The organism is Corynebacterium sp. HMSC05D03, from assembly GCF_001807205.1.
GTDB classification, from domain to species: Bacteria; Actinomycetota; Actinomycetes; order Mycobacteriales; family Mycobacteriaceae; genus Corynebacterium; species Corynebacterium aurimucosum.
The window spans coordinates 19,440-45,842 of sequence record NZ_KV788157.1; the positions used below are offsets into that span (position 1 = coordinate 19,440).

General features: G+C 62.6%; 23 protein-coding genes. 16 read left to right on the forward strand and 7 right to left on the reverse strand.

Features of this window, described 5'->3' with window-relative positions:
• Positions 1–10 precede the first annotated feature (10 nt).
• Complete coding sequence (locus HMPREF3147_RS00310; protein WP_070443243.1) at positions 11–940, forward strand: DUF5926 family protein; 930 nt, start codon at positions 11–13, stop codon at positions 938–940.
• A gap of 108 nt (positions 941–1,048) precedes the next feature.
• On the opposite strand, the gene HMPREF3147_RS00315 is transcribed toward HMPREF3147_RS00310, so the two are convergent.
• The 3 genes from HMPREF3147_RS00315 to HMPREF3147_RS00325 form a co-directional block, all read right to left on the reverse strand.
• Positions 1,049–2,452, reverse strand: a complete 1,404-nt coding sequence (locus HMPREF3147_RS00315; protein WP_246815666.1) for an LCP family protein — start codon at positions 2,450–2,452, stop codon at positions 1,049–1,051.
• An 83-nt stretch (positions 2,453–2,535) separates the two neighbouring features.
• Positions 2,536–3,234 (reverse strand): CPBP family intramembrane glutamic endopeptidase, encoded by a 699-nt coding sequence (locus HMPREF3147_RS00320; RefSeq protein ID WP_070443245.1) that lies wholly within the window; start codon positions 3,232–3,234, stop codon positions 2,536–2,538.
• Positions 3,231–4,376, reverse strand: coding sequence for an amidase (locus tag HMPREF3147_RS00325; RefSeq protein ID WP_070443247.1), 1,146 nt, complete (start codon positions 4,374–4,376; stop codon positions 3,231–3,233). Before HMPREF3147_RS00325 ends, HMPREF3147_RS00320 begins: the two co-directional genes overlap by 4 nt.
• Positions 4,377–4,417: 41 nt before the next feature.
• On the opposite strand from HMPREF3147_RS00325, the gene pheA reads away from it, so the two are divergent.
• Together pheA and HMPREF3147_RS00335 are read left to right on the forward strand one after the other, a co-directional pair.
• Positions 4,418–5,329: a prephenate dehydratase gene (gene pheA, locus HMPREF3147_RS00330; RefSeq protein ID WP_070443248.1), complete on the forward strand. Its 912-nt coding sequence runs from the start codon at positions 4,418–4,420 to the stop codon at positions 5,327–5,329.
• An 11-nt stretch (positions 5,330–5,340) separates the two neighbouring features.
• Positions 5,341–5,988: a histidine phosphatase family protein gene (locus HMPREF3147_RS00335; RefSeq protein WP_070443250.1), complete on the forward strand. Its 648-nt coding sequence runs from the start codon at positions 5,341–5,343 to the stop codon at positions 5,986–5,988.
• 12 nt (positions 5,989–6,000) lie between these two features.
• Here HMPREF3147_RS00335 and HMPREF3147_RS00340 read toward each other — a convergent pair whose 3' ends face one another.
• The 3 genes from HMPREF3147_RS00340 to HMPREF3147_RS00350 all read right to left on the reverse strand — a co-directional run bounded on the left by HMPREF3147_RS00340 (position 6,001) and on the right by HMPREF3147_RS00350 (position 8,297).
• Complete coding sequence (locus HMPREF3147_RS00340; RefSeq protein ID WP_070443252.1) at positions 6,001–6,348, reverse strand: metallopeptidase family protein; 348 nt, start codon at positions 6,346–6,348, stop codon at positions 6,001–6,003.
• 28 nt (positions 6,349–6,376) lie between these two features.
• Complete coding sequence (locus HMPREF3147_RS00345; protein WP_070443254.1) at positions 6,377–7,492, reverse strand: septum formation family protein; 1,116 nt, start codon at positions 7,490–7,492, stop codon at positions 6,377–6,379.
• A 73-nt stretch (positions 7,493–7,565) separates the two neighbouring features.
• Positions 7,566–8,297: a GntR family transcriptional regulator gene (locus tag HMPREF3147_RS00350; protein ID WP_201828980.1), complete on the reverse strand. Its 732-nt coding sequence runs from the start codon at positions 8,295–8,297 to the stop codon at positions 7,566–7,568.
• Between the two features lie 66 nt (positions 8,298–8,363).
• Between HMPREF3147_RS00350 and serS the strand changes: the two genes are divergently transcribed.
• The 7 genes from serS to HMPREF3147_RS00385 all read left to right on the forward strand — a co-directional run bounded on the left by serS (position 8,364) and on the right by HMPREF3147_RS00385 (position 18,171).
• Entirely contained in the window at positions 8,364–9,626 is a 1,263-nt protein-coding gene (serS, locus tag HMPREF3147_RS00355; RefSeq protein WP_070443258.1) for a serine--tRNA ligase, read from the forward strand.
• 89 nt (positions 9,627–9,715) lie between these two features.
• The gene (locus HMPREF3147_RS00360) at positions 9,716–11,461 is read left to right on the forward strand and encodes a lysophospholipid acyltransferase family protein (protein WP_070443260.1); all 1,746 of its coding nucleotides are present in this window, start codon (positions 9,716–9,718) and stop codon (positions 11,459–11,461) included.
• Positions 11,462–11,791: 330 nt separating this feature from the next.
• On the forward strand, positions 11,792–13,516 hold the full coding sequence (locus HMPREF3147_RS00365) for a glycerol-3-phosphate dehydrogenase/oxidase (RefSeq protein WP_070443262.1): 1,725 nt from the start codon (positions 11,792–11,794) through the stop codon (positions 13,514–13,516).
• Positions 13,517–13,592: 76 nt separating this feature from the next.
• On the forward strand, positions 13,593–14,330 hold the full coding sequence (locus HMPREF3147_RS00370) for an MIP/aquaporin family protein (RefSeq protein ID WP_070443264.1): 738 nt from the start codon (positions 13,593–13,595) through the stop codon (positions 14,328–14,330).
• 24 nt (positions 14,331–14,354) lie between these two features.
• The gene (glpK, locus tag HMPREF3147_RS00375) at positions 14,355–15,902 is read left to right on the forward strand and encodes a glycerol kinase GlpK (RefSeq protein ID WP_070443266.1); all 1,548 of its coding nucleotides are present in this window, start codon (positions 14,355–14,357) and stop codon (positions 15,900–15,902) included.
• A gap of 200 nt (positions 15,903–16,102) precedes the next feature.
• Positions 16,103–16,948: a Cof-type HAD-IIB family hydrolase gene (locus HMPREF3147_RS00380; protein WP_070443268.1), complete on the forward strand. Its 846-nt coding sequence runs from the start codon at positions 16,103–16,105 to the stop codon at positions 16,946–16,948.
• A 122-nt stretch (positions 16,949–17,070) separates the two neighbouring features.
• Positions 17,071–18,171, forward strand: a complete 1,101-nt coding sequence (locus tag HMPREF3147_RS00385; protein ID WP_070443270.1) for an HNH endonuclease signature motif containing protein — start codon at positions 17,071–17,073, stop codon at positions 18,169–18,171.
• Positions 18,172–18,269: 98 nt separating this feature from the next.
• On the opposite strand, the gene HMPREF3147_RS00390 is transcribed toward HMPREF3147_RS00385, so the two are convergent.
• A complete protein-coding gene (locus tag HMPREF3147_RS00390) occupies positions 18,270–20,210 on the reverse strand; it encodes an N-acetylmuramoyl-L-alanine amidase (protein WP_070443272.1) in 1,941 nt (646 codons plus the stop codon).
• A gap of 170 nt (positions 20,211–20,380) precedes the next feature.
• Here HMPREF3147_RS00390 and glf point away from each other — a divergent pair, with 170 nt between their 5' ends.
• The 6 genes from glf to HMPREF3147_RS00420 all read left to right on the forward strand — a co-directional run bounded on the left by glf (position 20,381) and on the right by HMPREF3147_RS00420 (position 26,402).
• Positions 20,381–21,577, forward strand: coding sequence for a UDP-galactopyranose mutase (glf, locus tag HMPREF3147_RS00395; RefSeq protein WP_070443274.1), 1,197 nt, complete (start codon positions 20,381–20,383; stop codon positions 21,575–21,577).
• A gap of 64 nt (positions 21,578–21,641) precedes the next feature.
• A complete protein-coding gene (locus HMPREF3147_RS00400; RefSeq protein ID WP_070443276.1) occupies positions 21,642–21,839 on the forward strand; it encodes a hypothetical protein in 198 nt (65 codons plus the stop codon).
• 90 nt (positions 21,840–21,929) lie between these two features.
• The gene (locus HMPREF3147_RS00405) at positions 21,930–22,538 is read left to right on the forward strand and encodes a three-helix bundle dimerization domain-containing protein (protein WP_070443278.1); all 609 of its coding nucleotides are present in this window, start codon (positions 21,930–21,932) and stop codon (positions 22,536–22,538) included.
• A 390-nt stretch (positions 22,539–22,928) separates the two neighbouring features.
• Positions 22,929–24,881 carry a glycosyltransferase gene (locus HMPREF3147_RS00410; protein WP_070443280.1) on the forward strand — a complete coding sequence of 651 codons (1,953 nt, stop codon included), beginning with the start codon at positions 22,929–22,931 and terminating at the stop codon, positions 24,879–24,881.
• Positions 24,871–25,398 carry a phosphatase PAP2 family protein gene (locus tag HMPREF3147_RS00415; protein ID WP_070443283.1) on the forward strand — a complete coding sequence of 176 codons (528 nt, stop codon included), beginning with the start codon at positions 24,871–24,873 and terminating at the stop codon, positions 25,396–25,398. The genes HMPREF3147_RS00410 and HMPREF3147_RS00415 overlap by 11 nt, the downstream gene beginning before the upstream one ends.
• The gene (locus HMPREF3147_RS00420; RefSeq protein ID WP_070443285.1) at positions 25,395–26,402 is read left to right on the forward strand and encodes a decaprenyl-phosphate phosphoribosyltransferase; all 1,008 of its coding nucleotides are present in this window, start codon (positions 25,395–25,397) and stop codon (positions 26,400–26,402) included. The genes HMPREF3147_RS00415 and HMPREF3147_RS00420 overlap by 4 nt, the downstream gene beginning before the upstream one ends.
• Position 26,403: the final 1 nt, after the last annotated feature.

Sequence of the window (26,403 nt, forward strand, 5' to 3'; positions counted from 1 at the left end):
GTTGTTCAGTATGGCCAAGAAGAAAAAGAAGAACGAACAGCTGCCGGAGGGCATGTCCCGCCGCCAAGCTAAGCTCGCTGCCCGCGCCGCCGAGCGCGCTGCCCTGGAAAAGGACCCTCGCCCCTTTGGTGGGCTGGCCGCTGAGGCTAGCCTCGTCGCCCTGCAGGAATTTGTTCCTTCCGCAACGGCGAAGCTGTCCGTCAAGGGCTTTGACAAGGACGTCTACGTCGCCACCGTGCTGCCCGGTGCTACTGCGGCGCTCATCCGTGATGAGGAATCCGGTGGTGAGGCCTTCGTGGGCCTGCAGGTACAGTCCCACACCCACAACCCGGGCCGCGACTTGGCTTTTGCTCTGAACTGGGTGAAAAACAACGCGCCGGGCTCCACCCTCGAGTCCACTGCTGCTGATGGTTCCCAGCCGGAGCTCAAGGAGCTGCTGGAGGAGGACGCCGAGCTGGAGATCAACGTCTACCAGGACTTCACGTGGTGGATGCCGGAGGGCGCGCAGGTTCCGCCGCAGATGGCACAGGCACTGCAGCGAGCCAATGATTCCGTCATCGAGTCCTACCAGGTGGGCCAGGAGGCCGAAGGCTTCGTCGGCACCGCCTTCTGGGCCAACGCTGGTGGCGGCAAGGCTCACATCCGCTGGGTCCGCCCCTGCGATGACGAGAATGCTTTCCTCAATGCGCTTGCGCGCATTGCCGCTCGCGGTGAGCTCAACCTGGGCGAGAACACCAAGTTCGCCGGTGTCTTCCGCACGCATGGTCTCATCGCCCCGGTCTTCGACCTCGACCCAGAGGTCGCGCACGATTCTTACGAGTCCGAGCTGTCTCGCGTGAATAAGGCGCTGGAAGAGGAGATTTCCAACGACGCCAACCTCGATGCCGATGAGCGCAAGCAGCTGCAGAACATTAAGTCCCGTCAGGTGACGCTGCGCTAGTTCCTGGGTGCTTTAGCCCCAAAGCTTAGGTACATATCGATCAATTAAGGCTCCAAAACCTCAAGGCGGTTTTGGAGCCTTAATTGATCGAAACGACCGGTCGAAGCCTTAGCGCATGGAGTCCCAGAGCGCTTGGGCCTCAGCGTCATCCCAGAGGACGACATTGCCCACGACCGTGTCCTGGAAACCGCCGATGGGCACCGTCGTCGTCTCCACGCCTGAGGCCATCGACAGCGCCACGCGGGCAAGATGCCACACGTGGTCCTTCTCGTTGACGATGAAGGAATCCGTGGTGTGGTTGACCAGGGAGACGGCCTTGAAGGGGTTGCCAATGGTGGAGAAGGACGTTGCCTTATCCAGCAGCGCGGCGAAGAACTCGCGCTGGCGCTCGACGCGGTCCAAGTCACCCATCGCGGTAGCGCGGGTGCGCACGTAGCCAAGGGCATCTGGGCCGCGGAGCTTCTGGCAGCCCGCTTGAAGGTCGATGCCCGCGAGCGGATCGTTGATGGGCTCCTTGACGCAAATCTCCACGCCGCCCACGGAATCCACGACGTTTGCCAAGCCGCCCATGCCGATCTCCGCATAGTGATCGATGTGGAGGCCGGTGGCTTGTTCCACGGTGTGGGTCAGCAGCTGGGGCCCACCGTAGGTGAAGGCAGCATTGACCTTGTCCATGCCGAAGCCGGGCACGTCGACGTAGCTATCGCGTGGAATGGAGACCAGCTGGGCCTTTCCGGAGCTGGGGATGTGCAGAAGCATGATGGTATCGGTGCGGCCGACGCCTACATCGCCACCGGTACCTAGCTCCGCTTGTTGTTCCTCGGTGAGGCCCTGGCGGGAGTCCGAGCCCACCAACAGCCAGTTCGTCCCAGAGGTCGGCGCCACCTGTTCGGTGGGCAGGGCATCGATGCGGGTGAGGCGTGAATCCGTCCACAAGGTGAAGGCCACCATGAAGACGAGGGCGATGACGGCGAGCCAGCCCAGGCAACCGAAAGCTTGCTTGACCGGGTTGACCTTCTTGCGGCGGCTATGTGGGCGTCCTGCGGCACGCCCGCGGGAGGGAGCCTGTGGGGAATAGCTGCGTGGCGGTGCGTCGGGACTTCGCCGGTATGCGCCGGCGGCAGGTTCCCGGGTGGGCGCGCTTTGGTGGGGCGCTGTGCGCGCGGGGGAGTGCTGGGCCATGTAAGCATCGACGTCGAAGCGGGTTTCCTCCGGCCGTGAGCGACGCGGGGTGGGACGCTGGGTGCGTGGGGAATTTTGAGACGGCGTGCTGCGCTGTGTGGATGGACGGCGGCGCACCGGACGGCCGTAGCGATCACGCAAGGGCTGCCCATCGGTACCAAGGACAAATTCGCCCGCGTCCTGGCCGGACGCATGTGAGGCGTGCGGGCCAGCCGGGTCGTAGGGGCGGGAAGGCCTCGCAGAATCAGCGGAGCCCGCGCGGCGGGCAGTGCCGTGGGGCTCGCCAGCACGGCGAGCTTCGCGCTCGGGATCGCGTCCTTGGTAGGTCATGGGGAACACTGTACCGCGAAACCACTTGCGCCCCACCTATCCCACAGGGCGCGGTGGTGGTCTTTTCGGCGTCCGGGCACCGCTTAAGCGCCGAAGAGCAGTGCGTAGCCCACGAAAGCGACGGCGTCGATCAGAAAGTGCGCGATGACCAGAGGCCATACCTTCCCGGTGCGGTGGAAATACCAGCCATAAAGCAGGCCCATCATGATATTGCCAAAGCCGGCGGAGACTCCCTGGTAGAGGTGGTAAGAACCGCGCAAGATAGAGGAGGCGGCCAGCGTTGCGGGTAAGGCCCACCCAGACTGCTTGAGCCTGGTCATGAACCAGTACACCACCACCAGTTCCTCCGCCCAGGCGTTGGCGAAGGATTTAATCAGCAGCACCGGGATCTCAATCCAGCTATCGAAGGCCCCCGGCACCACCTCCTTGGTCCAGCCGAAGTGCAACGCCACGTAATACAGCACCAACCCGGGAAGCCCAATAACCGCCGCCAACGCCGCGCCGTGCAGGCCGTCCCGCCACTGTGGGCGGGGCGGAAAAGAAATCAAATAAAGGGCAAGCGCTCCCCAGGCACACAGCACGGCAGCACTGCAGAGCTGGAAGGCAAGGTCCAGCAGCGAAGTCGCCGACTGCGAAGCGTTGATGGTGACCGACTGCTCGTTGAGCGGGGCCGGGTTGAGCAGAGAATCGGTCAGGCGTAGCACGGCGCGAACACCAGAGATTCCAAAAGTGATGGTGAGGACGATGAGGATTTCCGCGCGCAGGCGTGAGCGCGCGGTCATGGGTGAAGCACCTGGGCGAGGCCGAGAAGGGAGGACTCGTCAAGCGTGATTGAACCCAACTGCACGCCCACGGGCGGGTGATCGCGCACCGGCCAGGGCACAGAAATAGCGGGCAGCTGCGCCACGTTGAACAACGATCCCCACGGTGACCACCGCGTTTGCTCATCGAAGTTGGCCTGGTGCTCCCGTGCCAGGAAGTGCCCGCGCCGGGGTGGATCGAAGGCCAGCATGGGGCTCAAGATGGCGTCGACGTCCCACTCTTGTGCCAGCATTTCCGGTAGCTGGGCGGCGTGGGCGCGGGCCGCGGCGAATTCGGAGTCCGTGACGCGCCGGCCCTTCGCACGGATCCACTCCGCGTAACCCTCCGCGAAGTCAAGGCCAGCCAGCCGGCGACTAAAGATGTGCTGGAAGGCCTCAAAGGTGCGGGCGGCCTGGGGATAGGGGGAGATAGCCACGGTTTCGAAACCCGCGCCTTCAAAGGTAGCGGTGGCCTCTGCGACCGCGCGCAGCATGTGCGGGGCCACCTCAGCTTGAGCGAAGAGGGGATCCGTCAGCACGCCGATGCGGGCGCGCCGGGCACGCGGGTTAAGGCCATGCAGAGTTGCGGTATCGGCGATGCTGCGCGTGATGAACCCCTGCACCGAGAGGTCCTCGCCGGCGGGCTTAAAGCCGACGACACCGCAGGCAGCGGCCGGCACGCGAATGGAACCGCCACCGTCGGAGGCATGCGCGGCGCGCATGAGGCCCCGGGCCACCTGGATTGCCGCCCCGCCGGAGGAGCCACCCGGGGTATGGCCTGGGTAGAGCGGATTATCGGGGTGGGGCAGGCCGACAGGTTCGGTGTCGACGCGCAGACCCAGCTCGGGTGCGGCGGATTTGCCGACGACGAGCGCGCCGGCGTCGATAAGCTCCTGCACGAAAGGATCGGTCTCCTCCGCCACGTAGGCACGCTCGGCATGCCCGAGCGTGGTGGGCATGCCGGCGACATCGTTGAGATCCTTAACCGAGAGAATCCAGCCGCTCAAACGCCCGTGCGCCTGCGGCCGGCGTTCGAGGTCGAAGTACGTGAAGCCGTGCTCCGCAGGGCTCAGACCAGATAGGTCCTCGCGCAGCTTGTCCAGAGTGAACTCGGTGCTCTCCATGGCGGCTCAGTTTAGTAGTTGTGTGAGATAAAGTTGCTGTCATGAGCACCACGATCGCATTCCTCGGGCCCGCTGGAACCTTTACGGAAGCGGCGATGCAGCATTTCGCCGCAGACTTTGCTTCCCCCGAGGGGATGCCGGTGAGCTCCCCGGCCGAGGCGCTGTCGGCGGTGCGTTCCGGTGCGGCGGATTATGCCTGCGTGGCTATCGAAAACTCCGTGGACGGGCCGGTTACTGCCACCTTTGACGCGCTTGCCGACGGCTCCCGGGTCCAGATCTACCGCGAGGTAGACCTGCCGGTGTCCTTCTCCATTCTGGTGCGCCCCGGCACTACCGCAGAGAATCTTCGCACCTTCTCTACGCATCCCGTGGCCTACCAGCAGGTGCGCGGTTGGTTGAAGCAGAACTTGCCGGACGTGGAGTATGTTCCGGCGGCGTCGAATGGTGCGGCGGCGCAGGCCGTGGCGCGCGGGGAGGTGGATGTCGCTGCCGCCCCTGCCCGCGCAGCGGAGGTCTTCGGACTGGATTCTATTGCGGAGAATGTGGCAGATGTCGCGGGGGCCACGACTCGTTTCGTCCTCGTGGGACCGGCCGGAAAGCCGACCGAGCGGACCGGCAACGACAGGACGTCCGTCATCTTCACCCTGCCCAACGAGCCGGGCTCCCTGGTAGGGGCCCTACAGGAATTCGCGCACCGCGGGGTGGACCTCTCCCGCATCGAATCCCGCCCGCTGCGCACCGTCTTCGGTAACTATCGCTTCCACGCCGATCTCATCGGACACATTGAGGACCAGCCGGTGGCGGAGGCTCTGCGGGCACTGTGGCTGCGGGCGGAGGACGTCGTGTTCGTTGGTTCCTGGCCTTCCGCGGTGGCGCTCGGGGAGGCCCCACGAAACTTGGCGCGGCTGCAAGAAGCCGATGAATGGGTAGCGCAGGCGCGCACCGGCCAATAGTGTGGTGAAGCATGACCGGAAGAATCATCCTGCTGCGCCACGGCCAGACCTTTTCCAATATTGACCGCGTTATGGATACCCGGCCCCCAGGTGCCGAGCTCACCGAGCGCGGCCGCGGCCAAGCGGAAGATGTCGGCCGCGAGTTAGCTGAACTGTGCGCAGGGCGCCGTGTGCGCTTTGTGTGTTCCATTGCCTTGCGCGCCCAGCAGACCGCGATGCTGGCCGCCCGTGCTTTCGGCGAGACCGCCGATGAGCGCAATGTTCCCGTGGAAGTGCGTACAGGCTTGCACGAGGTCTTTGCCGGTGATCATGAAATGAGCGGTAGCGAGGATACCCACCGCGAATACATGGTGGCACTGCGCGGCTGGCTCGACGGTGATGAGTCCGCCCGGATGCCTGGCGGTGAGAGCTACGTGGATGTGCTCGAGCGCTACCAACCGGTGTTGGAGGATCTCGCTGCGGAGCTGGAGGATGATGAAGACATCGTCGTCGTCAGCCACGGCGCCGCCATTCGCGTAGTGACGAGACATGCCTGCGGCGTGGACCCAGACTTTGCCTATACCGGCTACATGCCGAACTGCCGCTTTACCCTCATGGAGCCGCAGGGCCAGCCTTTTGGCCAGTGGACGCTCAAGCGCTGGGCGGATACCGAAGTCTAACCCGCTGGGCACCTACCCCCAGCCGAGCTCGTGGAGGCGCTCCTCCTCGAAACCGAAGTAATGCCCGACCTCGTGGAAGACGGTCACCATGACTTCGTGGGCGAGCTCTTCTTCCGAGTTGCTGATGGCCTGCAGAGGCTGCCGGTAAATGGAAATGGTATCCGGCAGGTAGCCGGTGTGTGAGGCGGTGCGCTGCGTGAGCATGACGCCCTCATAAAGCCCCAACAGTTCAGGGTTCTCCGGGTGCTCTTCCTCGACGAGGATGACCAGGTTGCGCATCTGATCAACGAAGCGATCCGGAATTTTATCGAGGGCCTCGCCGACCAGTTCCTCGAAGCGTTCTTCGCTGACTTCGTACATGTGGCTACTTCCTGTTCAATCGCCGGGCTTAGAGGGCCGGAGCCGCAGCCTCGGGGGTGGTGGGCGCGGCGTTCGCACCGGCTGGCTCGGCGTTCTCGCCGCCCGGCTGAGCATTCGGGTCACGCAATGGGTTGCGCTTCGGCTGCTCGGTCGGCGGGGCGCCGTTAATGCTCAGGGCCTCGCGTCCCCCAGTGGCAGAGCCGGTGATCTCGGAGAAGTGACCGTCCTTGATGTGGATCAGCGAGCAATTCACCGAACGGGATCCGCTCTCCCAGGTCTCGCGGCTCATCGCGCCCCAGAAAGGTTGCAGCGTGGACTGGTAGAGGTTCTCCTCGCCGCCCAAATAATCCATGGCATTTTGGGTACAGGTCTCGGAGAGGAACTTATCCATGTCCTCATCGCTGGGGTAGCCATTGGGGAATTTTTCGGCCAGGTTGATGACGGATACGGTCTCCATCTGGTGCGGTTCCTGGCAGGGAACGGTATTGAGTACCTGTTTATCATCCACCTTGCGGCATTCGCCGGGCTTGGCGACGACCGCCTGGTCTACCTCGCTGACCTTGCCGGTGGATTCCTGCGGTACGCCGTTGGCGTCGGTAGTCTGCAGGCCACACAGCAAGGTACGGTCACCCTGATCCCAGGATGCGGCCGGGGGCAGGATGGAAGCAATGTCATAGCGCCCGTTGGGATCCCACTTGCCATTGAGGTAGCTCACCGTGGGTGCTTCGCACAGCTCATCGCGCAGGGCGTTTTGGCGTGTGATGTCGGGGCGCGTGGCGTTGGGGCCGAACTCGCTGGTGGGGTAGGCGCTGAGATCCTCGCGAGCCGAGACTTCGAAGCGGTGTGGTTTATCGCAGCTGATCTGCTCAAAACCGGTGGCGGTGCCATCCGGGGCGATGTCCCAGGTCACGCATGCCCCAGCGGAGGCGGTGGTGAAGGGAGCAGCTTCACCGTCGGCGGTAGAAGGATCGGCGGCCTGACTGCCGTCGGCGCTGGAGCTAGCGGAGTCATTCCCGGCCGAATCGGTGCCGGTTGGCTCGCCGCTAAAGAGGCCGTAGGAGGCCATGAAGACGGCCGCGGCCACGGCTGCAACGAGGACGACGCGGATGGCGGAGGCGGAGCGCCATGCAGATGAAGTGCTCATAGAACTCCTCATACTACTCCCTTAGCGGCCCTGGCTTCTAGCCCGCCCAGCGCTGTTCGCCACCATGGAGCCGCTAAGTATGCGAGCGGGAGACGTGGGTCGTAAGGCGGTAGCGGTCAGTGCGGTAGACCGAGGAGCACCATTCAACCGGTCGGTCCCCCGAGCGGGCGAGGCGGGTGATGTGGAGAAGCGGGGTGTTCGGGGGGACGTCGAGAAGCTCGGCGATGTCGTCCTCCGCCGCCACCGCGGTGACTGTCTGCTCGGCCTCGGTGATGGGGACCTTGAAGGTGCTATCCAGAATCGCGTAGACGGAGTTATAGATGTCATTTTCTAGCAGCGTCGGCGCGAAGGCGGAGTTATACCAACCATCGTCAATGGAATAAGGCTCGCCATCGCCCAAGCGCAGGCGCCGCAGGTGGGTGTGGGCCACGGTGGTTTCTGTGCCGAAAAACTCGCAGACCTCACTGGGGGCGGTGCTGCGCTCACCCAGCAGGATTCTCGAGGAAGCCTGTACTTTTTGGTAGCCCATCTCATCGGAAAAGGATGCCAAATGGAGCCGGGAGACGAGTGGGTTCGGAGCCACGAAGGTGCCCTTGCCTCGCACCCGCCGCAGGCGGCCTTCGGCCACTAAATCACCGATGGCGCGGCGTACGGTGATGCGGGAAACACCGTAGGTTTCTTCGAGAATGCGCTCGCCTGGGAGGATGTCACCGGGTTTGAGGGTGGTTCGGCAGAGCTCGGAGAGAATATCCCGCAGCTGAGCGTGCTTGGGCACGGGGCCGTCGGTAATAATGTGAGGTGCCATGTTATTCATGATAATGCGCTGGTTATGACCAGCGCAAAGGTATGGCCGTGCGCTAGACTATCCGGCGTGATTGATCTCAAGTTTCTTCGCGAAAATCCCGATGTCGTCCGCGCCTCCCAGGTAAACCGTGGGGAGGACCCCGCTTTGGTGGACCAGCTGCTCGCCGCCGATGAACAGCGCCGCGCGGCCATTGTGAAGGCAGACCAGCTCCGCTCGGAGCAGAAGGCCTTTGGCAAGAAGATTGGCCAGGCCTCCCCCGAGGAGCGCCCAGCGCTGCTGGAGGGCTCCAACGAGCTGAAGGAGAAGGTCAAGGCGGCCGGCGAGGAAGCGGCCGCGGCCGAGGCCAAGGTAACGGAGCTGCAGTATCAGCTCTCCAACGTGGTGGAAGGTGCTCCGGCGGGTGGCGAAGATGACTTCATCGTCCTCGAGGAGGTCGGTGAAAAGCCGCAGTTCGACTTCGAACCGAAGGATCACCTGGAGCTGGGTGAGACGCTGGGGCTTATCGACGTCAAGCGGGGCGCCAAAGTCGGCGGCGCGCGTTTCTACTACCTCACCGGTGATGGCGCCTTCCTGCAACTGGGTATGTTGATGTTGGCTGCGCAGAAGGCTCGTGAGGCAGGCTTTAAGCTGATGATTCCGCCGGTGCTCGTGCGCCCGGGCGTTATGCAGGGAACTGGCTTCTTGGGTCAGCACTCGGATGAGGTTTACTACCTGCCGGCAGATGACCTGTATCTGGTCGGCACTTCAGAGGTGGCTCTGGCCGGCTACCACAAGGAAGAGATCATCGACCTGTCCAAGGGGCCGCTGCAGTATGCAGGCTGGTCTTCCTGCTTCCGCCGCGAGGCAGGTTCGCACGGCAAGGACACCCGCGGCATCCTGCGCGTGCACCAGTTCGACAAGCTGGAGATGTTTGTCTACTGCAAGCCGGAAGACGCCGAGGAGATGCACCAGAAGCTCCTGAACATGGAAAAGGACATGCTGGCGGCGATGGAACTGCCCTACCGCACCATCGATATCGCGGGCGGAGACTTGGGCTCCTCTGCGGCGCGCAAGTTCGATAACGAGGCGTGGGTACCCACCCAGGGCACGTACCGCGAGCTCACCTCGACCTCGAATTGCACCACCTTCCAGGCGCGCCGCCTGTCCACGCGCTACCGCGATGAGAACGGCAAGACCCAGTACGCCGCCACGCTCAATGGCACCCTGGCTACCACCCGCTGGCTCGTGGCCATCCTGGAGAACCACCAGCAGGCAGATGGCTCCGTGGTGGTTCCGGAGGCCCTGCGCCCATTCGTGGGCAAGGACGTGCTGTACCCCGTAAACTCCTAGAAGAACGCGGTGCGCGGGGCTTCGCGCGCCGCCCTCTCTTGTCCCTCCTCGCTGCTCTCGACGGCGGGGTCTTAGCTGTTTGGAGCACCATGAGCGCTGTGACTAACTTCCTCTACCGGCAGATCACACACATCGGCCGCGGGGTGACTCTGGCCCAGGGGCTCAAGATGCGCTTGTCCGGGGAGGAGAATATCCCGGATAAGGGTGGGGCCGTCATCGTGTGCAACCACACGGGTTACATGGATTTCCTTTTCGGGGCCTTCTTGGCTTACCGCAAGCGCCGTTTGGTGCGCTACTTGGCTAAGGCCTCCATCTTCCAAGCGCCGGTGGCCGGGCAGCTTTTTCAGGTCATGGGGCATGTCCCGGTGGACCGTATCGATGGCGGGGCGTCGATTGTCAAAGGCATCGAACTAGCCAAGAGTGGGGAACTCGTGGGGGTCTTCGCGGAGGGAACGATTTCCCGCAGCTTTGAAATTCGCAGCATGCGTAACGGTGCGGCGCGTATTGCGCATGGTGCGGGCGTGCCGATTATTCCGCAGGTTATCTTTGGCTCCCAGCGTATTTGGACGAAGGGGCAGAAGAAGCACTTGGGCCGCACGAAGACGCCGGTGCTGATTAAGGCTTTGGAGCCTTATTACACGACGGGCGATTTCGACGCGGATATCGCGGAGGTGCGCCGTCGGATGCAGGAGGCCCTGGAGGACCTGTGGGCGGAGTATGAGGCGGAGTTCGGACCGATGCCAGCCGGGGAGTTCTGGGTGCCCGCCCGCAAAGGTGGTGGGGCACCAACGCTGGAGGAGGCTGAGGCCCAGGACTCCGAGGTGGAGTCTGAGCGCTACCGCGTGCGCCGGCTGCGTGATGACCTGACTAACCTCAAGGACCGCGTCTCCGAGGCCACCGTGGAGCTCATGCGGGACCGGATGGCGCTGATGAAGCGGGCTGATTCCGGAGAATCGGGAGCAGAGCTTGGCGACGAGAACGTCGACGCCACGCAAGAAAACGACGGCGCACAAGTTGAAAGCTCAGCTACTAACAAAGGCAAAGAGCGCCCGCGTACTGCTCCAGAGACCCTGGAATGGATCAAGGAGAACCTCAACTCGGTGGTCGAGGAAGCCATGCGCGGCGTCGGGGAAGGCCGCGACAAGGTCACGGAGGTTATGGCGCAACTGAAGTCCGATGTGGTCGAGGCCCAGGCCTCTATGACTGCGAGCAGCAAGGAGATTTTTGCCGGTTCCGTGGTGGAGCAGGGTCTACTTTCTGCGGCGACGCAATCGCGCATTATTGTCTCCCGCCTGCCGCACCGCGTGAAGGCTCAATACTCTGAGGTGCCGCGCGTGGTTGTGGCTGATCAGAGTGCGCTCAGCATGGAGAACGGGGAAATCTCGAGGCGGCTTCAGGAAGCGCTGGCGCACTTGCACCCACAAGTGGAGGAGTTGGTGGTGCTCTCGCCGCAGGGAGAGGTGCTCGACGCTGCAGCCTTTGGCGACCTCCCCCAATCCTGTTGGCGGATCGCCTGTTCAGAAGGTGCTGACGGGGCACAGTTCAACGATGCTCCTGGGGGCGTAGTAGTCACGGCGTCCTCGCCCGCCGAGGGGCTGGCGGCTGTGGCGAAAAGGATCGGAGTCGAGCCTGCGGACCTTCTATTCTTTGCGAATGAGCCTGGTGATGAAACGTTTGCGGAGGGCGGGGAGGGCGTCGCCGTGCGCATGGTGGCGCTTGAGACTGCGCCCATTGAGGTGATTAAGGCTGCGCAGGCGGTGACGTATTCCACTGAGCGCTACGGAATGGCCGAGGTGCTGGAGGCCATGGCGCGCTTGCAGCAGGAGAAGAAATAAGTCTTGACACCCTGGACTTAAGAAGCGTTCGCAACGCCCGTTAGCACCCCCGGAAGGGGGTGTTATTTTATTTTGTCCACCTATGGAATGCCTTAAAAGATCCAGCTTACGGAAGCGGAACTTACGTGTGAGTAGCGTCTCCAGAGAGAAAATTGGGTGATCTATAGCATTGGCAGTGGGAGAAAACTTCTTCTTCATCCGCTATCCGAGCAATTAGCCGAGGAATCGGCACACTGGGTGCGTGGTGGATGAGCACAATATGCTGCGCATACCGTCAACGAGGGCAGGGCTTTCTGACGCCGTGCAGCGAGAGAGGAGACTCGGTCAACAATGACCACGACGAGTATTAACAGCTTCAACCCTGAGTATTTTGAAAAGACATGGAACGACTACTCCACTGAGGATTATGACGTCGTCATTATCGGCGGCGGCTCAGTCGGCGCTGGTGCTGCGGTGGATGCGGCCACCCGCGGTTTAAAGACGGCCGTGCTGGAATCCCAAGACTTTGCGGCAGGAACGTCCTCGCGTTCCTCCAAGATGTTCCACGGTGGCCTGCGCTACCTGGCGATGTTTGACTTCCGCCTCGTTGCGGAGTCCCTCAAGGAGCGCGAGCTCAACATGTCGACCCTCGCCCCGCACCTGGTCAAGCCGCTGAAGTTCATCTTCCCCCTGACCCACCGCGGTTGGGAGCGCGTCATGATGTTCGGCGGCTTTACCCTCTATGACCTCATGGGTGGTGCCAAGAGCGTCCCGATGCAGAAGCACCTCACCCGCAAGGGCGTGCTCAAGGTCACCCCGGGCCTCAAGGAGGATGCCGTCGTCGGTGGCGTGCGCTACTATGACACGCTTGTCGACGACGCCCGCCACACCATGACCGTCCTGCGTACCGCCGCTGAGTATGGCGCAAGCGTGCGCACCGGCACTGAGGTTATCGGTTTCGAGAAGGACAACCGCGGCCGCATCACCGCCGCAAAGGTCCGTGACCTCGAGACCGGCCGCGAGACCACCGTGAAGGGCAAGGTCTTCATCAACGCCACGGGTGTCTGGAACGACAAGATTCAGGACATGGCCGGCGCGGAGGGCAAGTTCACCGTTCACGCCTCTAAGGGCGTTCACATCGTGGTCCCGAAGGATGCCCTCGATGCGGATGCCGCGCTGTGCTTCGTCACCGAAAAGTCCGTGCTCTTCGTCATTCCGTGGGGCGAGTACTGGATCATCGGTACCACCGATACTGACTGGGAAAAGGGCTTGTCCCTGCCGGACCCGGCTCCGACGAAGGCGGATATCGACTACATTCTGGACCAGGTCAACCAGCGCGTGCGCAACAAGATCACCCGCGAGGACATCGTTGGTGTCTACTCCGGTCTGCGCCCGCTGCTGTCCGGTAAGTCCGACTCCACCACCAACCTCTCCCGCAACCACGCCGTTGCCCGAGTAGCCCCAGGCCTCGTCTCCGTTGCTGGTGGTAAGTACACGACTTACCGCGTCATCGGTAAGGACGCGGTGGACCTGGCCGCCAAGGAACTGGGCTTCAAGGTGGCAGAATCCGTCACCGAGCGCACCCCGATCTTGGGCGCGGACGGCTACCACGCTCTGGCCAACCAGGTTCCGGCGCTTGCTCGCCGCTACAACCTCGACGAGAAGCGCATCGAGCACCTGCTTGGCCGCTACGGTTCGCTCATCAGCGAGGTGCTGGCTCCGGCCGCCGAAGATGCCTCCCTCCTTGAGCCGATTCCGGGCGCAGAGAGCTACATCTGGGCAGAGGTGCGCTACGCCGTGACCCACGAGGGTGCACTGCACATCGACGACATCGTCTCCCGCCGCCTGCGCGTAGCCATCGAATTCGCCGACCGAGGCGTGGCCGCTGCACAGCCTATTGCTGAGTTCGTCGCGCCGCTGCTGGGCTGGGACCAGAGCGACATTGAGCGCGAGGTTAGCCACTTCAAGCAGCACACCGAGGCGGAACTTGCCGCCGAGGCTGCCCTCACCGACCGTGAGGCAAATGACATTCTCGAGCGCGCTGGCAGCGCACGAGCCACTAAGGAAGAAGCCTAAGCGTCACGGGGCCCAGCGAGGACGTTTGCTGTCTCTCGCTGGGCCTTTGTCCTAGGCAAAAGAGAAAGGACAAGTTATGACCGGAACTGATGCATTCCTGTGGGAGTTCCTTGGCACGGCAGTGCTGCTCCTGTTGGGTAACGGCGTCTGCGCCACTGTAAACCTCCGCACCTCCGCGGCGCGCGGTTCAGACTGGATCGTTATCGCAATGGGCTGGGGCCTCGGCGTCTACTTGGGTGCTAGCATCGCGGACCCCACTGGCGGTCACCTTAACCCGGCGGTGACCATCATGCTCGCTGTCAACGGCTCTCTTGAGTGGAGCCTTGTGCCTTATTACCTCCTGGGTCAGATCTTGGGCGCCATGCTCGGTGCTTTCCTAGCGTGGGCAACGTTTAAGCAGCTTTTCGATGCCAACAATGTCGACGAAGCCGGCAACGTCACCGGAGCCAACAAGAATACCGGCGGTATTTTCTTTACGAACCCGGCGCACCCGAATAACGGCTGGAACGCAGTGACAGAGTTTATCGCTACCACCGTGCTGCTCATGTTTATCGCCTTCGGTCCTGCCGGCGGCGAGCTCGGTCCGCTGAGCTACTTCGGCGTGGCCTTCGTCATCGTGTCTATCGGTCTGTCCCTCGGCACCCCCACCGGATATGCCATCAACCCGGTTCGTGACCTCGGCCCCCGCATCATGTACGCCTTTGTCCTCCCCATCAAAGACAAGGGCACTGGAAACTGGAGCTATGCCTGGGTTCCGGTCGTCGCGCCGACTCTCTCGGCCGTCGCCGTTGGCCTGCTATCCATAGCCCTTTAAAACACCCCCGACAAGGAGAAAGTTATGTCCACCAAGAGCTACGTTGCAGCGATTGACCAGGGTACGACCTCCACGCGTTGCATCATTTTCAACCACGACGGAGAGCAGGTGTCCGTCGGCCAGCTCGAGCACGAGCAGATTTTCCCAGAGAAGGGCTGGGTCGAGCATGACCCAGAGGAAATCTGGAGCAATACCCGCCGCGCGGTGGGTGAGGCCTTGGCCAACGGCGACATCAACGTTGAAGACATCGCCGCTTTGGGTATCACCAACCAGCGTGAGACCACCGTTGTGTGGGACAAGAACACCGGCAAGCCGGTCTACAACGCCATCGTGTGGCAGGACACCCGAACCACCGACATTTGTAAGGAACTCGCCGGCGACGACGGTGCGGACAAGTGGCGTCGTCGCACCGGCCTCATCATCAATTCCTACCCTGCCGGCCCGAAGGTGAAGTGGATCCTCGATAACGTGGAGGGCGCCCGCGAGCGCGCTGAGGCTGGCGAGCTGCTCTTCGGCACCATCGATACCTGGTTGCTGTGGAACCTCACCGGTGGCGCCGACGGCGACAACGGCCAAGAGGCCCTGCACGCGACCGATGTCACCAATGCCTCCCGTACCCTCCTCATGGACATCGAGAAGCTCGAGTGGGATGAGGAACTGTGCAAGGAGATGGGTATCCCGACCTCCATGCTCCCGGAGATCCGTCCGTCCCTGGGCGACTTCCGCACTGTCCGCGAGCGTGGCTCGCTGTCCGGTGTGCCGATTCGCGCCATCCTGGGTGACCAGCAGGCCGCCATGTTTGGCCAGGGCTGCTTCCGCCCGGGTTCTGCCAAGAACACTTACGGCACCGGTCTGTTCCTCCTGCTCAACACCGGTACCACGCCGAAGTTCTCCGATAACGGCCTGCTCACCACCGTGTGCTTCCAGCGCGAGGGCGAGCGCCCAGTCTATGCGCTCGAGGGTTCCGTCTCCATGGGTGGTTCCCTGGTGCAGTGGCTGCGCGATAACCTGCAACTTATCCCGAACTCCGCGTCCATTGAGAACCTGGCCCGCGAGGTCAAGGACAACGGCGGCGTCTACATCGTGCCGGCCTTCTCCGGCCTCTTCGCTCCGTACTGGCGCCCGGACGCTCGTGGTGTCATCGTGGGCTTGACCCGCTACGCCAACCGCAAGCACTTGGCCCGCGCGGTCCTGGAATCCACCGCGTACCAGACCCGTGACGTCGCTGACGCCATGGTTGCTGATTCCGGCGTGGAGATCACCGAGCTGCGCGTCGACGGCGGCATGACCATGAACGAGCTGCTCATGCAGTTCCAGGCGGACATGCTCGGCGTGGAGGTGCACCGCCCGAAGAACGTGGAGACTACCGCCACCGGTGCGGCCTTTGCCGCCGGCTTGGACTCGGGCTTCTGGGATGACCTCAGCGTGCTGGGCTCCCAGCAGGGAGACTTCAAGGTCTGGAAGCCACAGCGCGAGAAGGACGAGGTAGACGCTCTCTACCGCGACTGGAAGCGCGCCATCAAGCGTTCCCTGAACTGGGAAGACGTCGACGATGACGACGTTATCGCCTAAGAGCTAACCAGGAGTCGTTGCACGAAGACGCGGCCGTCACGAGCATTCTCGTTGCGGCCGCTTTCGTCGTTTTAGAAGTCGCCGAGTGCGGCTGGACGCAACGCGGTGGTGGAGCTCCTGCGTGACAGTCGGACGGTGTGGTGGCTGACCACGTTGCGGGCACGCCATTGAGCGTGTCGCCCTGACGTAGACTCGGGGCTATGGCCAGTGACGTATTTTCGGACCGCGCTCCGCGCCTCATCATTAGTGATATCGACGGCACCTTATTGGACCGGAACCACCGGGTGCCCAGGCGAAACCGCGAAGCAGTGGCCCGCGCGGTTGCAGCGGGCAGCGAGTTCGCGCTGGCAACTGGCCGGCCCTTCCGCTGGATCATGCCTGTGCTGGACCAGCTGACCGTGCGCCCAGTGTGCGTGACATCAAATGGCGCGGTGATTTATGACTCAGCGGAAGACCGCGTGCTCTCCGCCCACGGACTCTCGCCGGAGGCCCTCGCGGAAACCGTAGAGGTAGCCACCAAGGTACTCGAGCCCCATGGCGGCGTTGGCTTTGGTGCGGAACGTGCGGGCGGCTCGGTTTTGGATCCGGTTGAGGAACTCTTCGTGGTTGAGTCGCACTATTCGGAAAACGCGCTCTTCGAAGGCTTTGGGCTGGTTAGCGTGGGGGAGTTGGTGTCCCGGCCGGCGGTGAAGCTGTTGATTCGCAACACCGCATTCTCCGCGCCGGAGCTCTACAGCCTCATCGCTCCCCACATCGATTCCGAGCTTGCCCACGTGACTTACTCAATGTCCGAGGGCATCCTCGAGGTGGCGGCCCCCAACGTGACGAAGCAGCGCGGAATTAAGTGGTTGGCTGAGCACCACGGTATCGCCCGCGAAGACATCATCGCCTTTGGCGATATGCCCAACGATATCGAGATGCTCGAGTGGGCTGGGTGCGGTGTTGCCATGGAGAACGCACACCCGGATGTCGTGGCGGCCGCAGATACTGTGACGTTAGCGCACCACCAAGCAGGTGTGGCAAAGGTCCTTGAGCGTTGGTTCTAGCGCTGCTGTACCCCGCCGCGCTGTAGCCGTGAAACCCCGCGCTACCTGCTCTATTTGTGGCGGAACCTGAGAGTTTTTGCCTCCGGTTGCGGGGTGGGTGGTGGTGTTTTAGTCTTTGTCGTATGGGGGATTTGGAGACTTATTTCTCCTACCGCAGTTCGGGGTTGGAGCTTGTGGGGCTTGCGGTGGGCAGTGTGGATGATTTACGCGCGCGTGGTGCATCAAAGGCTGATGCTGCGGAGTTGGCTGGGTTGCATGGGGTGTATTTCGGGCCGACGCGTTTTACGGGCAAGCAGCGCCAAGCGCGTGCGGCTGCTGCTTCTCACAGGCATGATGTGGCGACGTTGAGTTTGATCGAGTCCTATACCGCCAAGGTGAAAAAAGAGTTGGATGCGTGGAATCTGCGTGTCCGCTTGGCGGGGACCCCAGCACACCGTATCCCGAAGGTGGCAAACGAACGGTTGAAGCAGTTGCGGCCGCGGCGGGTGCCGGAGGTCGGGGTGCGTCTGACGTATCGGAAGGTGGGGCCGCATTCGTTGACGATTACTGATTCAGCCTTGCGCATTAGTGAGATGCGCGGGACTTTGGAGTCGATTAATCGGGCTGATTTGTTGGATGCGGTAGGCCAGGTGTTCTTTGATAAGGCACACGGGGGCACTAAGCCTGCGGTGGCTACCAATGTGGTGGTGACCTTGGATGAGTTTGATCGGATTGTGCGAGGTGAGGGTGATGATATTGAGCTTGAACTCACCAATGGCGGGCGGATGACTGGCCGGGAGTTTGTCACTTATAAGTTTGCTGAGGTTGGGTATGTCACGTTGGTGCATCCGACGATTGGGCCGGTGTGGTTGCACAGGGTGCGGCGTTTGGCGGGGTTTGAGCAGCGGATTATGGCCAGTGCGGAGCATCCGACGTGTGCGCGTGAAGGGTGCAATAAGCCGGCTGACTATTGCCAGGTGCATCATTTGGTGCCGTGGAAAGCTGGTGGGACCACGGATCCACCGAATTTGACGATGTTGTGTGCCTATCACAATGGCATCAATGATGATGATCCGGATAAGCCGACTGGTGCTGGCTATGTCTTCCGGTTGCGGGGTGGGGTGGATTATGTGCCACCCTGGGCGGATCCGATTACGTCCCAGCCAGCGTACAAGGCAGCGCAAGCAGCATTGAAGCAGCAGGCTAACGGGGACTTATTCGACGCAGTACCGCCGGATACCTAAACCCCAATCCCAAACACACGCTGAAGCGGAAGCCACCAGGTGGCTCCCGCGACATCGGCGATCCCACAGAGCTGCACGCGCACACGGTGCGGCTGGGATTAGTCCGTGAAGACCTGAATCTGCTCAGTCTCCGGATTGTAGACAATGGAACCGCCCTGGAACTGCACGCGGACTTCCTTGCCGAAGCCGGTGGGGACTTCGTCGGACGTCGGCAAGCCGAGCGTCGCCGAGTTATTGCCGGATGCCCATTCCTTGGCGATGCGTCCCACCAGAGCGTGTGTACCGGTGTCTTCGGAGCTCAGCACGACGCCGTTCTGGAAGAGCTGGTAGATGATGCCTGCCGACTCATCCGGACCGCCGACCGCCAGGCCCAGCGCCGGTCCGAAGGCGTTAAGGACCGCCGTCCACGTTTGCTTCAGGCCCTCGTTCTTGCTCAGGGCCAACACCTTGGTCACGATGCCCGGGATCTGCTCCACCGGCAGACCATTGACCGTCTTATCCGTGTCAATCTGCTGGTCCGAGCGGGCATACATGATGGCGAAGAGCGTGCCAGCCAGGCCGACTAGTGCGGTGATGGTGCTCATCGGGATTTCGGTATCGCCCAGCGAGGACGTTGCCTCCTGTGCCGGAGCGGCCGGTGCGGGAGCGGACGGCGCATTGTTTTTCGGCGCGGAGCCAGAGGAGTCTGGGGTAGAGGTATTTCCGCTGCCCCAGTCCGTGGACGTCGAACCAGACCCGCCCGACTTGATGGCGACGTACTTCTTGTGCGCCGCCTGGCGGATAGTCGGCCACTGGGCAATGGTGTATTTACCCGGGCAGGCAGTGAAATGAACGTCGCTGTGACCGAAAAGGCCATAAACCGGGGCAGAGGCGCCTGCTGGGTAGCGCGAACCACCGAAGCCTTCCGAGCGAAGGGAGACGCGGGAGGTCGGATCGACACCGGAAATGGCGCCCTTCCAGCCGGCGAGGTCGGTGACAGATTCCAAGAGGGCTTCCGTCGGCTGCGCAGTCTCGTAGTTGCCGATCATGGAGATACCCCACGTGTTCTTGTTAAAACCGCCGATGTGCGCACCCTGCACAGCTTTAGCGAGACCGCCGTAGCGGCCCTCGTAGATGGTGCCGTACTTATCCACCAGCGCGTTGTATCCGATATCGCACCATCCCAGGTTCTGCGCATGGTACTTGTACGCGGCGCGCACCTGCGCGGCTGCCTGCGCGCGGGTGTAGTTATTGGAGCCCGCGGTGTGGTGCAGCGCAATGGCCTCCACACCATCATCATAGGTGGGACTCGAGCAGCGGATGCTCTCATCCGCGCCCCAGCCGGCGCGCGAAACCACGCGCGGCATGCCATCGGTCTCAGCGGTTGGCTCGATGACCTCGCCCTCCTGGGCGTTGCCGTCCATGAAGACCGCCTCGAGGCCTTCCACGTCGCTATTGGCGGGAAGCTCTTCGGCCTCAGCGACGGGGGCGATGTCGCCGACGTTGAAGGAGGCGTCGTCAAGCGCGGCGTCCTCAACGGGGGTCTCGGTGAACTCTTCGTCCAGATTCGACCCGGTTACCAGATCCACATTGTTGATGGAGACCTGCACGTCGTTGGTATCGCCCACGAAGATGAGCTCGGTGCCGTTCGTGGCGTTCGGATCATCGTTGTTGTAGGACATTGAGTCCATGTCGTACCACTCGGACCAGGACCCGTCTGGCTGCTTGGCGCGGACGAAGGCAGCGACATCGCGCGCGCCCTTCCAAGTCACGGCAAAAGAGGAGAAGGTCTCATCGCGGTGGAATTGCTTGACCGCGCGCGGGCCTTCGCCCTCGCCCTGGCCGGCGATGGCCGGGTCATCCACCACGACCGTTTCGCCAGAACCGAAGGACTCGGAGGCCGAACTTACTTCGATGGGCCCGCTGCCCGCTTCCTGGGTGTGGATAAGGGTTTGGCCGCCCACGGCTGCGGCGGCGACCACAGCGATCGAGGTGACCGTGGCGATAATCGGCGTGGACCACGTCGATTTCGCGGGAACAAGACGACGTTTGAGGTGCACTGTTACTCCCTAGGATGGTGTGCGCCACAAGGTTAAAAGGAGCGCAAAAAGTTAACTAACGGGACAGATGTTACGTCAGGTGTTGGAGTGAAAGGGGGTGTGACACGCGAGTTTTCTCGCTTGGGTGTCACCCGCCGTTCTATGCGCGTTACTGCTTTAAGCTGATGCCCATGACTGCATATGACCTCATTGTTGTTGGATCTGGATTCTTTGGCCTCACCGTGGCCGAGCGCGCAGCCTCCCAGCTGGGCAAGAAGGTGCTCATCGTCGAGCGCCGCGAGCACCTGGGCGGCAACGCCTACTCGGAGGCCGAGCCGGAGACCGGCATCGAGGTCCACAAGTACGGCGCGCACCTTTTCCACACCTCGAACAAGCGCGTGTGGGACTACTGCAACCAGTTCACCGATTTCACCGACTACCAGCACCGCGTCTTTGCTATGCATGACGGCACGGCCTACCAGTTCCCGATGGGCCTGGGCCTGATTAACCAGTTCTTTGGCCGCTACTACTCCCCGGATGAGGCGCGCCAGCTCATCAAGGAGCAGGCCGGCGAGTTCGCCGTGGATGAGGCGAAGAACCTGGAGGAGAAGGCCATCGCGCTCATTGGCCGCCCGCTCTACGAGGCCTTCATCCGCGACTACACCGCCAAGCAGTGGCAGACCGACCCGAAGGAGCTGCCGGCCGGCAACATCACCCGCCTGCCGGTGCGCTATACCTTCAACAACCGCTACTTCAACGACACCTACGAGGGCCTGCCCGTCGATGGCTACGCAGCCTGGTTGGAGAAGATGGCGGAGCACGAGCTTATTGACGTCCGCCTCAATACCGACTGGTTCGACGTCCGTGAGGAGCTGCGGGAGGCGTCGCCAAACGCGCCGGTGGTTTACACTGGCCCGCTGGACCGCTACTTCGACTTCGCTGAGGGCGAGCTGGGCTGGCGCACGCTCGATTTCGACATGGAGGTGCTGGAGACCGGTGACTTCCAGGGAACCCCGGTGATGAACTACAACGACGCGGACGTGGACTACACCCGCATCCACGAGTTCCGCCACTTCCACCCGGAGCGCGCCGATAAGTACCCCAAGGACAAGACAGTCATTATGAAGGAGTACTCGCGCTTCGCGGAGAAGGGCGATGAGCCGTACTACCCGATCAACACCCCGGAGGACCGCTCCAAGCTGGAGGCCTACCGCAAGCTCGCCGCCGCTGAGGCCCGCGAGAACCAGGTCCTCTTCGGCGGCCGCCTGGGTACCTACCAGTACCTGGATATGCACATGGCCATCGCGTCCGCGCTGAGCCTGTTCGATAACAAGCTGGCCCCGTTCTGGAACGAGGGCAAGGTGCTGGAGCAGGAACGCGGCCACTAGGCTGCTCCCGGTAGTGCAGCGTGGCGCGCTATGCTGAAACACCTCGATGGAAGGAGGTGACGGCATGGCGCAGCGCAAGAAGAAGCGCGCAGACCGCAGCATGTGGAAGATGTCCCCGGAGCGGCTCGAGGAACACCTCAAGCTGCGCAGTCGCGCAACGCGCATTCCCGATAAGAAGAAGGAACAATCCAAGAAGGCCTGCCGGAACACCCGGCGGGCCTTTGGCCGTTTATGGGGAGGTTTTGCCAGCGTGCGGAACTAGACCAAAGAAAATAAAAACTTGTGGTCTGGCCAACAATCACTTAAGGTTAACAGTAGGTTAACAATAGGCGAACAGAAAGTGAGTTTAGAGATGACTTCCCCGAACGCCCGCCGTTTCGATACCTTGCGCCACGACTTGCACGCAGATTATGGCCACGAGTACACCGCGCGGGAGATCGACTCCTTCCTCGATGCCACCATCGCGCGTCACGAAGCTGGTGCGACTTTAGAAGAATTCATTCCCGTGATGGTGGAGCGCGAGGTGCGCGCGCACTTCGGCACCCACCGCATCCACGTGCGTTTCTCCGCGGGCACCGACCACGCGCTGGCGCAGGCCGCTGTGGCGCTGACGAAGAAGTATGCTGGCGAGGCCCTGCTGGTCGACGCCGCCGTAGCCCACCCCGAAAATGATCCGGACTCGCACATGGCTCACGTGCTCCAGGAGCGCGGCATGGCGGAGCACCCGGACCGCTACGTCGAGGACCTGCGTCTGGTGACTATCCCTGACTTCATTGTGTACCTCGGCCGCGAGGTCCCGCGCGATGAAGCCGGCAAGGACGTCAAGATCTGGGACATCGCCACCGCAGAAACCGTGGAAGAGACCCGTGAGCTGGCCGATGACCTCGGCGCCCGTGTGCTCTACATGCTCAACCGCCTGGGTATCGAGCCCATCTCGGAGGATGCGCCGGTGACGGCCTAAACCCTGAGAGCTGTGATTTGCCACTTGTCGGGTCGAGCATTCCAGTGCCATAACCATTTCCCCAGACCTAGAACCCGAAACATGCTGCGTGCGTCGTCAAGCACTGTGGCCTAGTTGAGCAGTGAACTGGAGGTTTCGGGTTCCAAGTCTGGGGATCTGGCGCACCAGGACGTAAAGGGTTCCACCAGCCTCTGGTGTGAAACCTTTCGCCAAGGCGCATCTTTCTTGCGCAAAGCTCGGCTGAAGTGGACGTTGCAGTAGATTAAGGCGCGCGGATGCGGACAAGGAGTCATATAAGAGCAGCCGCGTGGGAACTCAGCGCAGCAGCGCTTAAGCACTAATCTTGGTTTCTGAATACTGTCGAAATCTGTGTGGAGAACCGAAGATATCGTGACTGCCAACAATTCTGCTGCGTACGAACCCGTACAGCGCATCCTGCTGCCCAAGCGTGGCGAGCCGGTCGACGTCCGCATGCTCTACCTCATCGAGTCCGAGCAAAACCGCGAGCGCCTCAGCTGGAGCGGCCGCACCTCCGTGACCATCCCGGCCGGCGAAGAGGCCTCCTTCGAGACCTACTTCAACGCCTTCCCGGCGGCCTACTGGCGCCGCTGGTCCCAACTGAAGTCCATCGTGCTGGTCATGGACGTCGAGGGCGAGGCCAACATCTCCCTGTACCGCTCTAAGCAGGATGGCCAGCGCATCGCCGTCGCCAACCACGTGGTGACCACCGGGCACCACGAGTTCGAGCTGCCCCTGAAGAACTTCGAGGACGGCGGCCTGCTGTGGTTCGATGCCTCCGCCGTTGAGGACACCGTGCTTACCGACGCCGCTTGGTGCGCCCCGCACGCCCCGAACCCGCAGCTCCTGCCGGACGGCAGCGAGTATCCGGCGCAGGAGAAACGTGTGGCCGTGGGTATCCCGACCTTCAACCGCCCCACCGACGCCGTCGCGGCGCTGCAGGCGTTGGCGGAGGACCCGGTGGTGGACGGCATCATCGACTACGTCCTTATGCCGGACCAAGGGAACCAGCACCCCGCGGACGAACCAGGCTACGACGAAGCCGTTGCGCACTTCGGTGAGCGCTTCCGCGAGTTCCGCCAGGGCAACCTGGGCGGCTCGGGTGGGTATTCCCGCATCATGTTCGAGGCGCTGGAGAATACAGACTCGCCCTACATCCTCTACATGGATGATGACATTGCCATCGAGCCGGATTCCATCCTCCGCGCAGTCCAGGCGGCGCGTTATGCCGCCAAGCCCTTCATCGTGGGCGGGCAGATGCTTAACCTGCAGGAGCGCTCCCAGCTGCGTACCACCGGTGAGCGCGTGAACCGCGCCGACTTCATGTGGGGCGCGGCCGAGCACGCCGTCTACGACCACGACTTTGCCAAGTACCCGCTGCGCGCCATCGGTGATGCCCAGTCCCACCTCGACCCGAAGAAATATGACTCCCGCGCGCTGCACCGCCGCGTCGACGTGGAATACAACGGCTGGTGGATGTGCCTCTTCCCGCGCGTCGTCGCGGAGAGCATTGGGCAGCCGCTGCCGCTGTTCATCAAGTGGGATGACACCGAGTACTCCCTGCGCGCCGCCGCCCACGGTTTCCCCACGGTGACCTGGCCGGGCGCGGCCATCTGGCATATGGCATGGGCGGATAAGGACGATGCCATCGACTGGCAGGCCTACTTCCACCTGCGCAACCGCCTCATCGTGGCGGCCCTCTACCACGAGGGTGATGCGCGCGGGATTACCAAGTCCATCTTCAAGTCCACCCTCAAGCACACCATGTGCATGGAGTACTCCACCATGGCCATCCAGCTGGAGGCCATGAAGGACTTCCTGGCCGGCCCGGATCAGCTCTTCGACATCCTGGAGTCCTCGCTGCCGCGCATCGCCGCAATCCGTAAGGAATTCCCGGACGCCGTCATTATCGATTCGGCGGACCAACTACCCGCGCCCACCGGCGCGCCGGGCGTGCCGACCCGCAATGTCGGCGGCCGCCTGGGCAAGATCAAGAAGATCCCGTGGCTCATCAAGTCCGCCAAGCACCTGGTCACCAAGGAAGACCCGGCACACCATGAAGCGCCGCAGCTCAACCTCACCCCGGAGGAGGCCCGCTGGTTCACGCTCTCCCGCGTCGATTCCGCCACCGTCTCCACCGCGGGCGGCACCGGCGTGGCCTTCCGCAAGCGCGACCGCGAGCTGGCCCTCGAGCTGGTGAAGTCCACCCGCGAGCTGCTCAAGGAAATCGAGGATAACTTCGATGACCTGCGCGCCGAGTACCGCGCGGCCCTGCCGGAGCTGACCTCCCGCGAGTCCTGGCGAAAGGTCTTCGATGCCCAATAAGCTTTCTGTCGCCGAATCCCACGTCCTTGAAAAGATTCAGGACGCGGCTTTTGATGCGCCCGGTGTTCTGCCCACCGCGCGGGGTTTAAGCCACTTCGGCGAGCACGCCCTAGGGTGGCTGGCGCTCTCCGGCTTAGGTGTCGCCGTGAATTACCAGAATCCGGCGCGTCGCCGCCAGTGGCTAGCCGTCGGTGCGGGTGCTTTCACGGCGCACGCGGCCAGCGTTGTGATCAAGCGCATTGTGCGCCGCAAGCGCCCGGACTATGACTACGTCAAAGTCGGCGTGAAAACCCCGTCTAAGCTGTCTTTTCCGTCGTCCCACGCGACGTCGACAAGCGCGTTCCTCGTGGGTGCAGCGCACGTTCTAGGAACCCCGGCACCGCTCGTTGGTGTGCCGGTCATGATGGCCTCGCGTATGGTGCTCGGGGTACATTACCCATCCGATACGGCGATCGGTGCCCTGCTGGGAGCCGCCACCGCGGAAGCATGTCACCGCTATGAAAGGAAGACCGCATGAGCGAACGACCCAACCGCGTCGACGACGGCGAACAGAGAGTCTTCCACTCTGAGCCGCATACCTCCGGCATCGATACCGGCCGCAAGCGCAAGCCGCCGAAGAACCTCGCCGATGGCATGGTGAAGGCCCTGCGCCCCAAGCAGTGGGTCAAGAACGTTTTGGTCTTGGCGGCTCCTGCGGCTGCGGGCGCGGAGTCGCTGTTTCACACGCGCGTGCTTCTCGACGTCCTCCTCGCCTTCATCGTCTTCTGCATGGGCGCGTCCTCCATCTACCTCATCAACGATGCCCGCGATGTAGAGGCTGACCGCGCGCACCCGACGAAACGCTTCCGCCCAATCGCGGCCGGCGTGCTTCCGGTGGGCCTGGCCTATGTCATGGCGGCAGTGCTCATCATCGGTTCGATCGGCCTGTCGTTCCTGGCCACGGCGGGCCTGGAGCTCGCCATCGTCATGGCCATTTACATTGGCCTGCAGCTGGGCTACTGCTTCGGGTGGAAGCACATGCCGGTGATCGATATCGCCTTGGTGTCCTCCGGCTTCATGTTGCGTACCATGGCCGGCGGTGTGGCCGCGGGCATCGTGCTGTCGCAATGGTTCCTGCTGGTTGCCGCGTTCGGCTCCCTGTTCATGGCCTCGGGTAAGCGCTACTCGGAGATCCTTCTAGCGCAGCGCACGGGCGCCAAGATCCGCAAATCCCTGGAGGGCTATACTCCTACCTACCTGCGCTTCGTGTGGACCCTGGCGGCCACTGCAGTTGTCATGTCCTACTCCCTGTGGGGATTCCAGCTCTCCAACGAGTCTGATGGCCCGGCCAGCGTGTGGTACCAAATCTCCATGGTGCCGTTTACCATCGCGATTCTGCGCTATGCTGCCGACGTGGACCGCGGCAACGGCGGTGCCCCGGACGAGATTGCCTTGGAGGACCGCGTCCTCCAGATTCTGGCTCTGCTGTGGCTGGCCTGCATCGCCATGGCTGTTTACATCATGCCAGTCATGATGGGCTAAA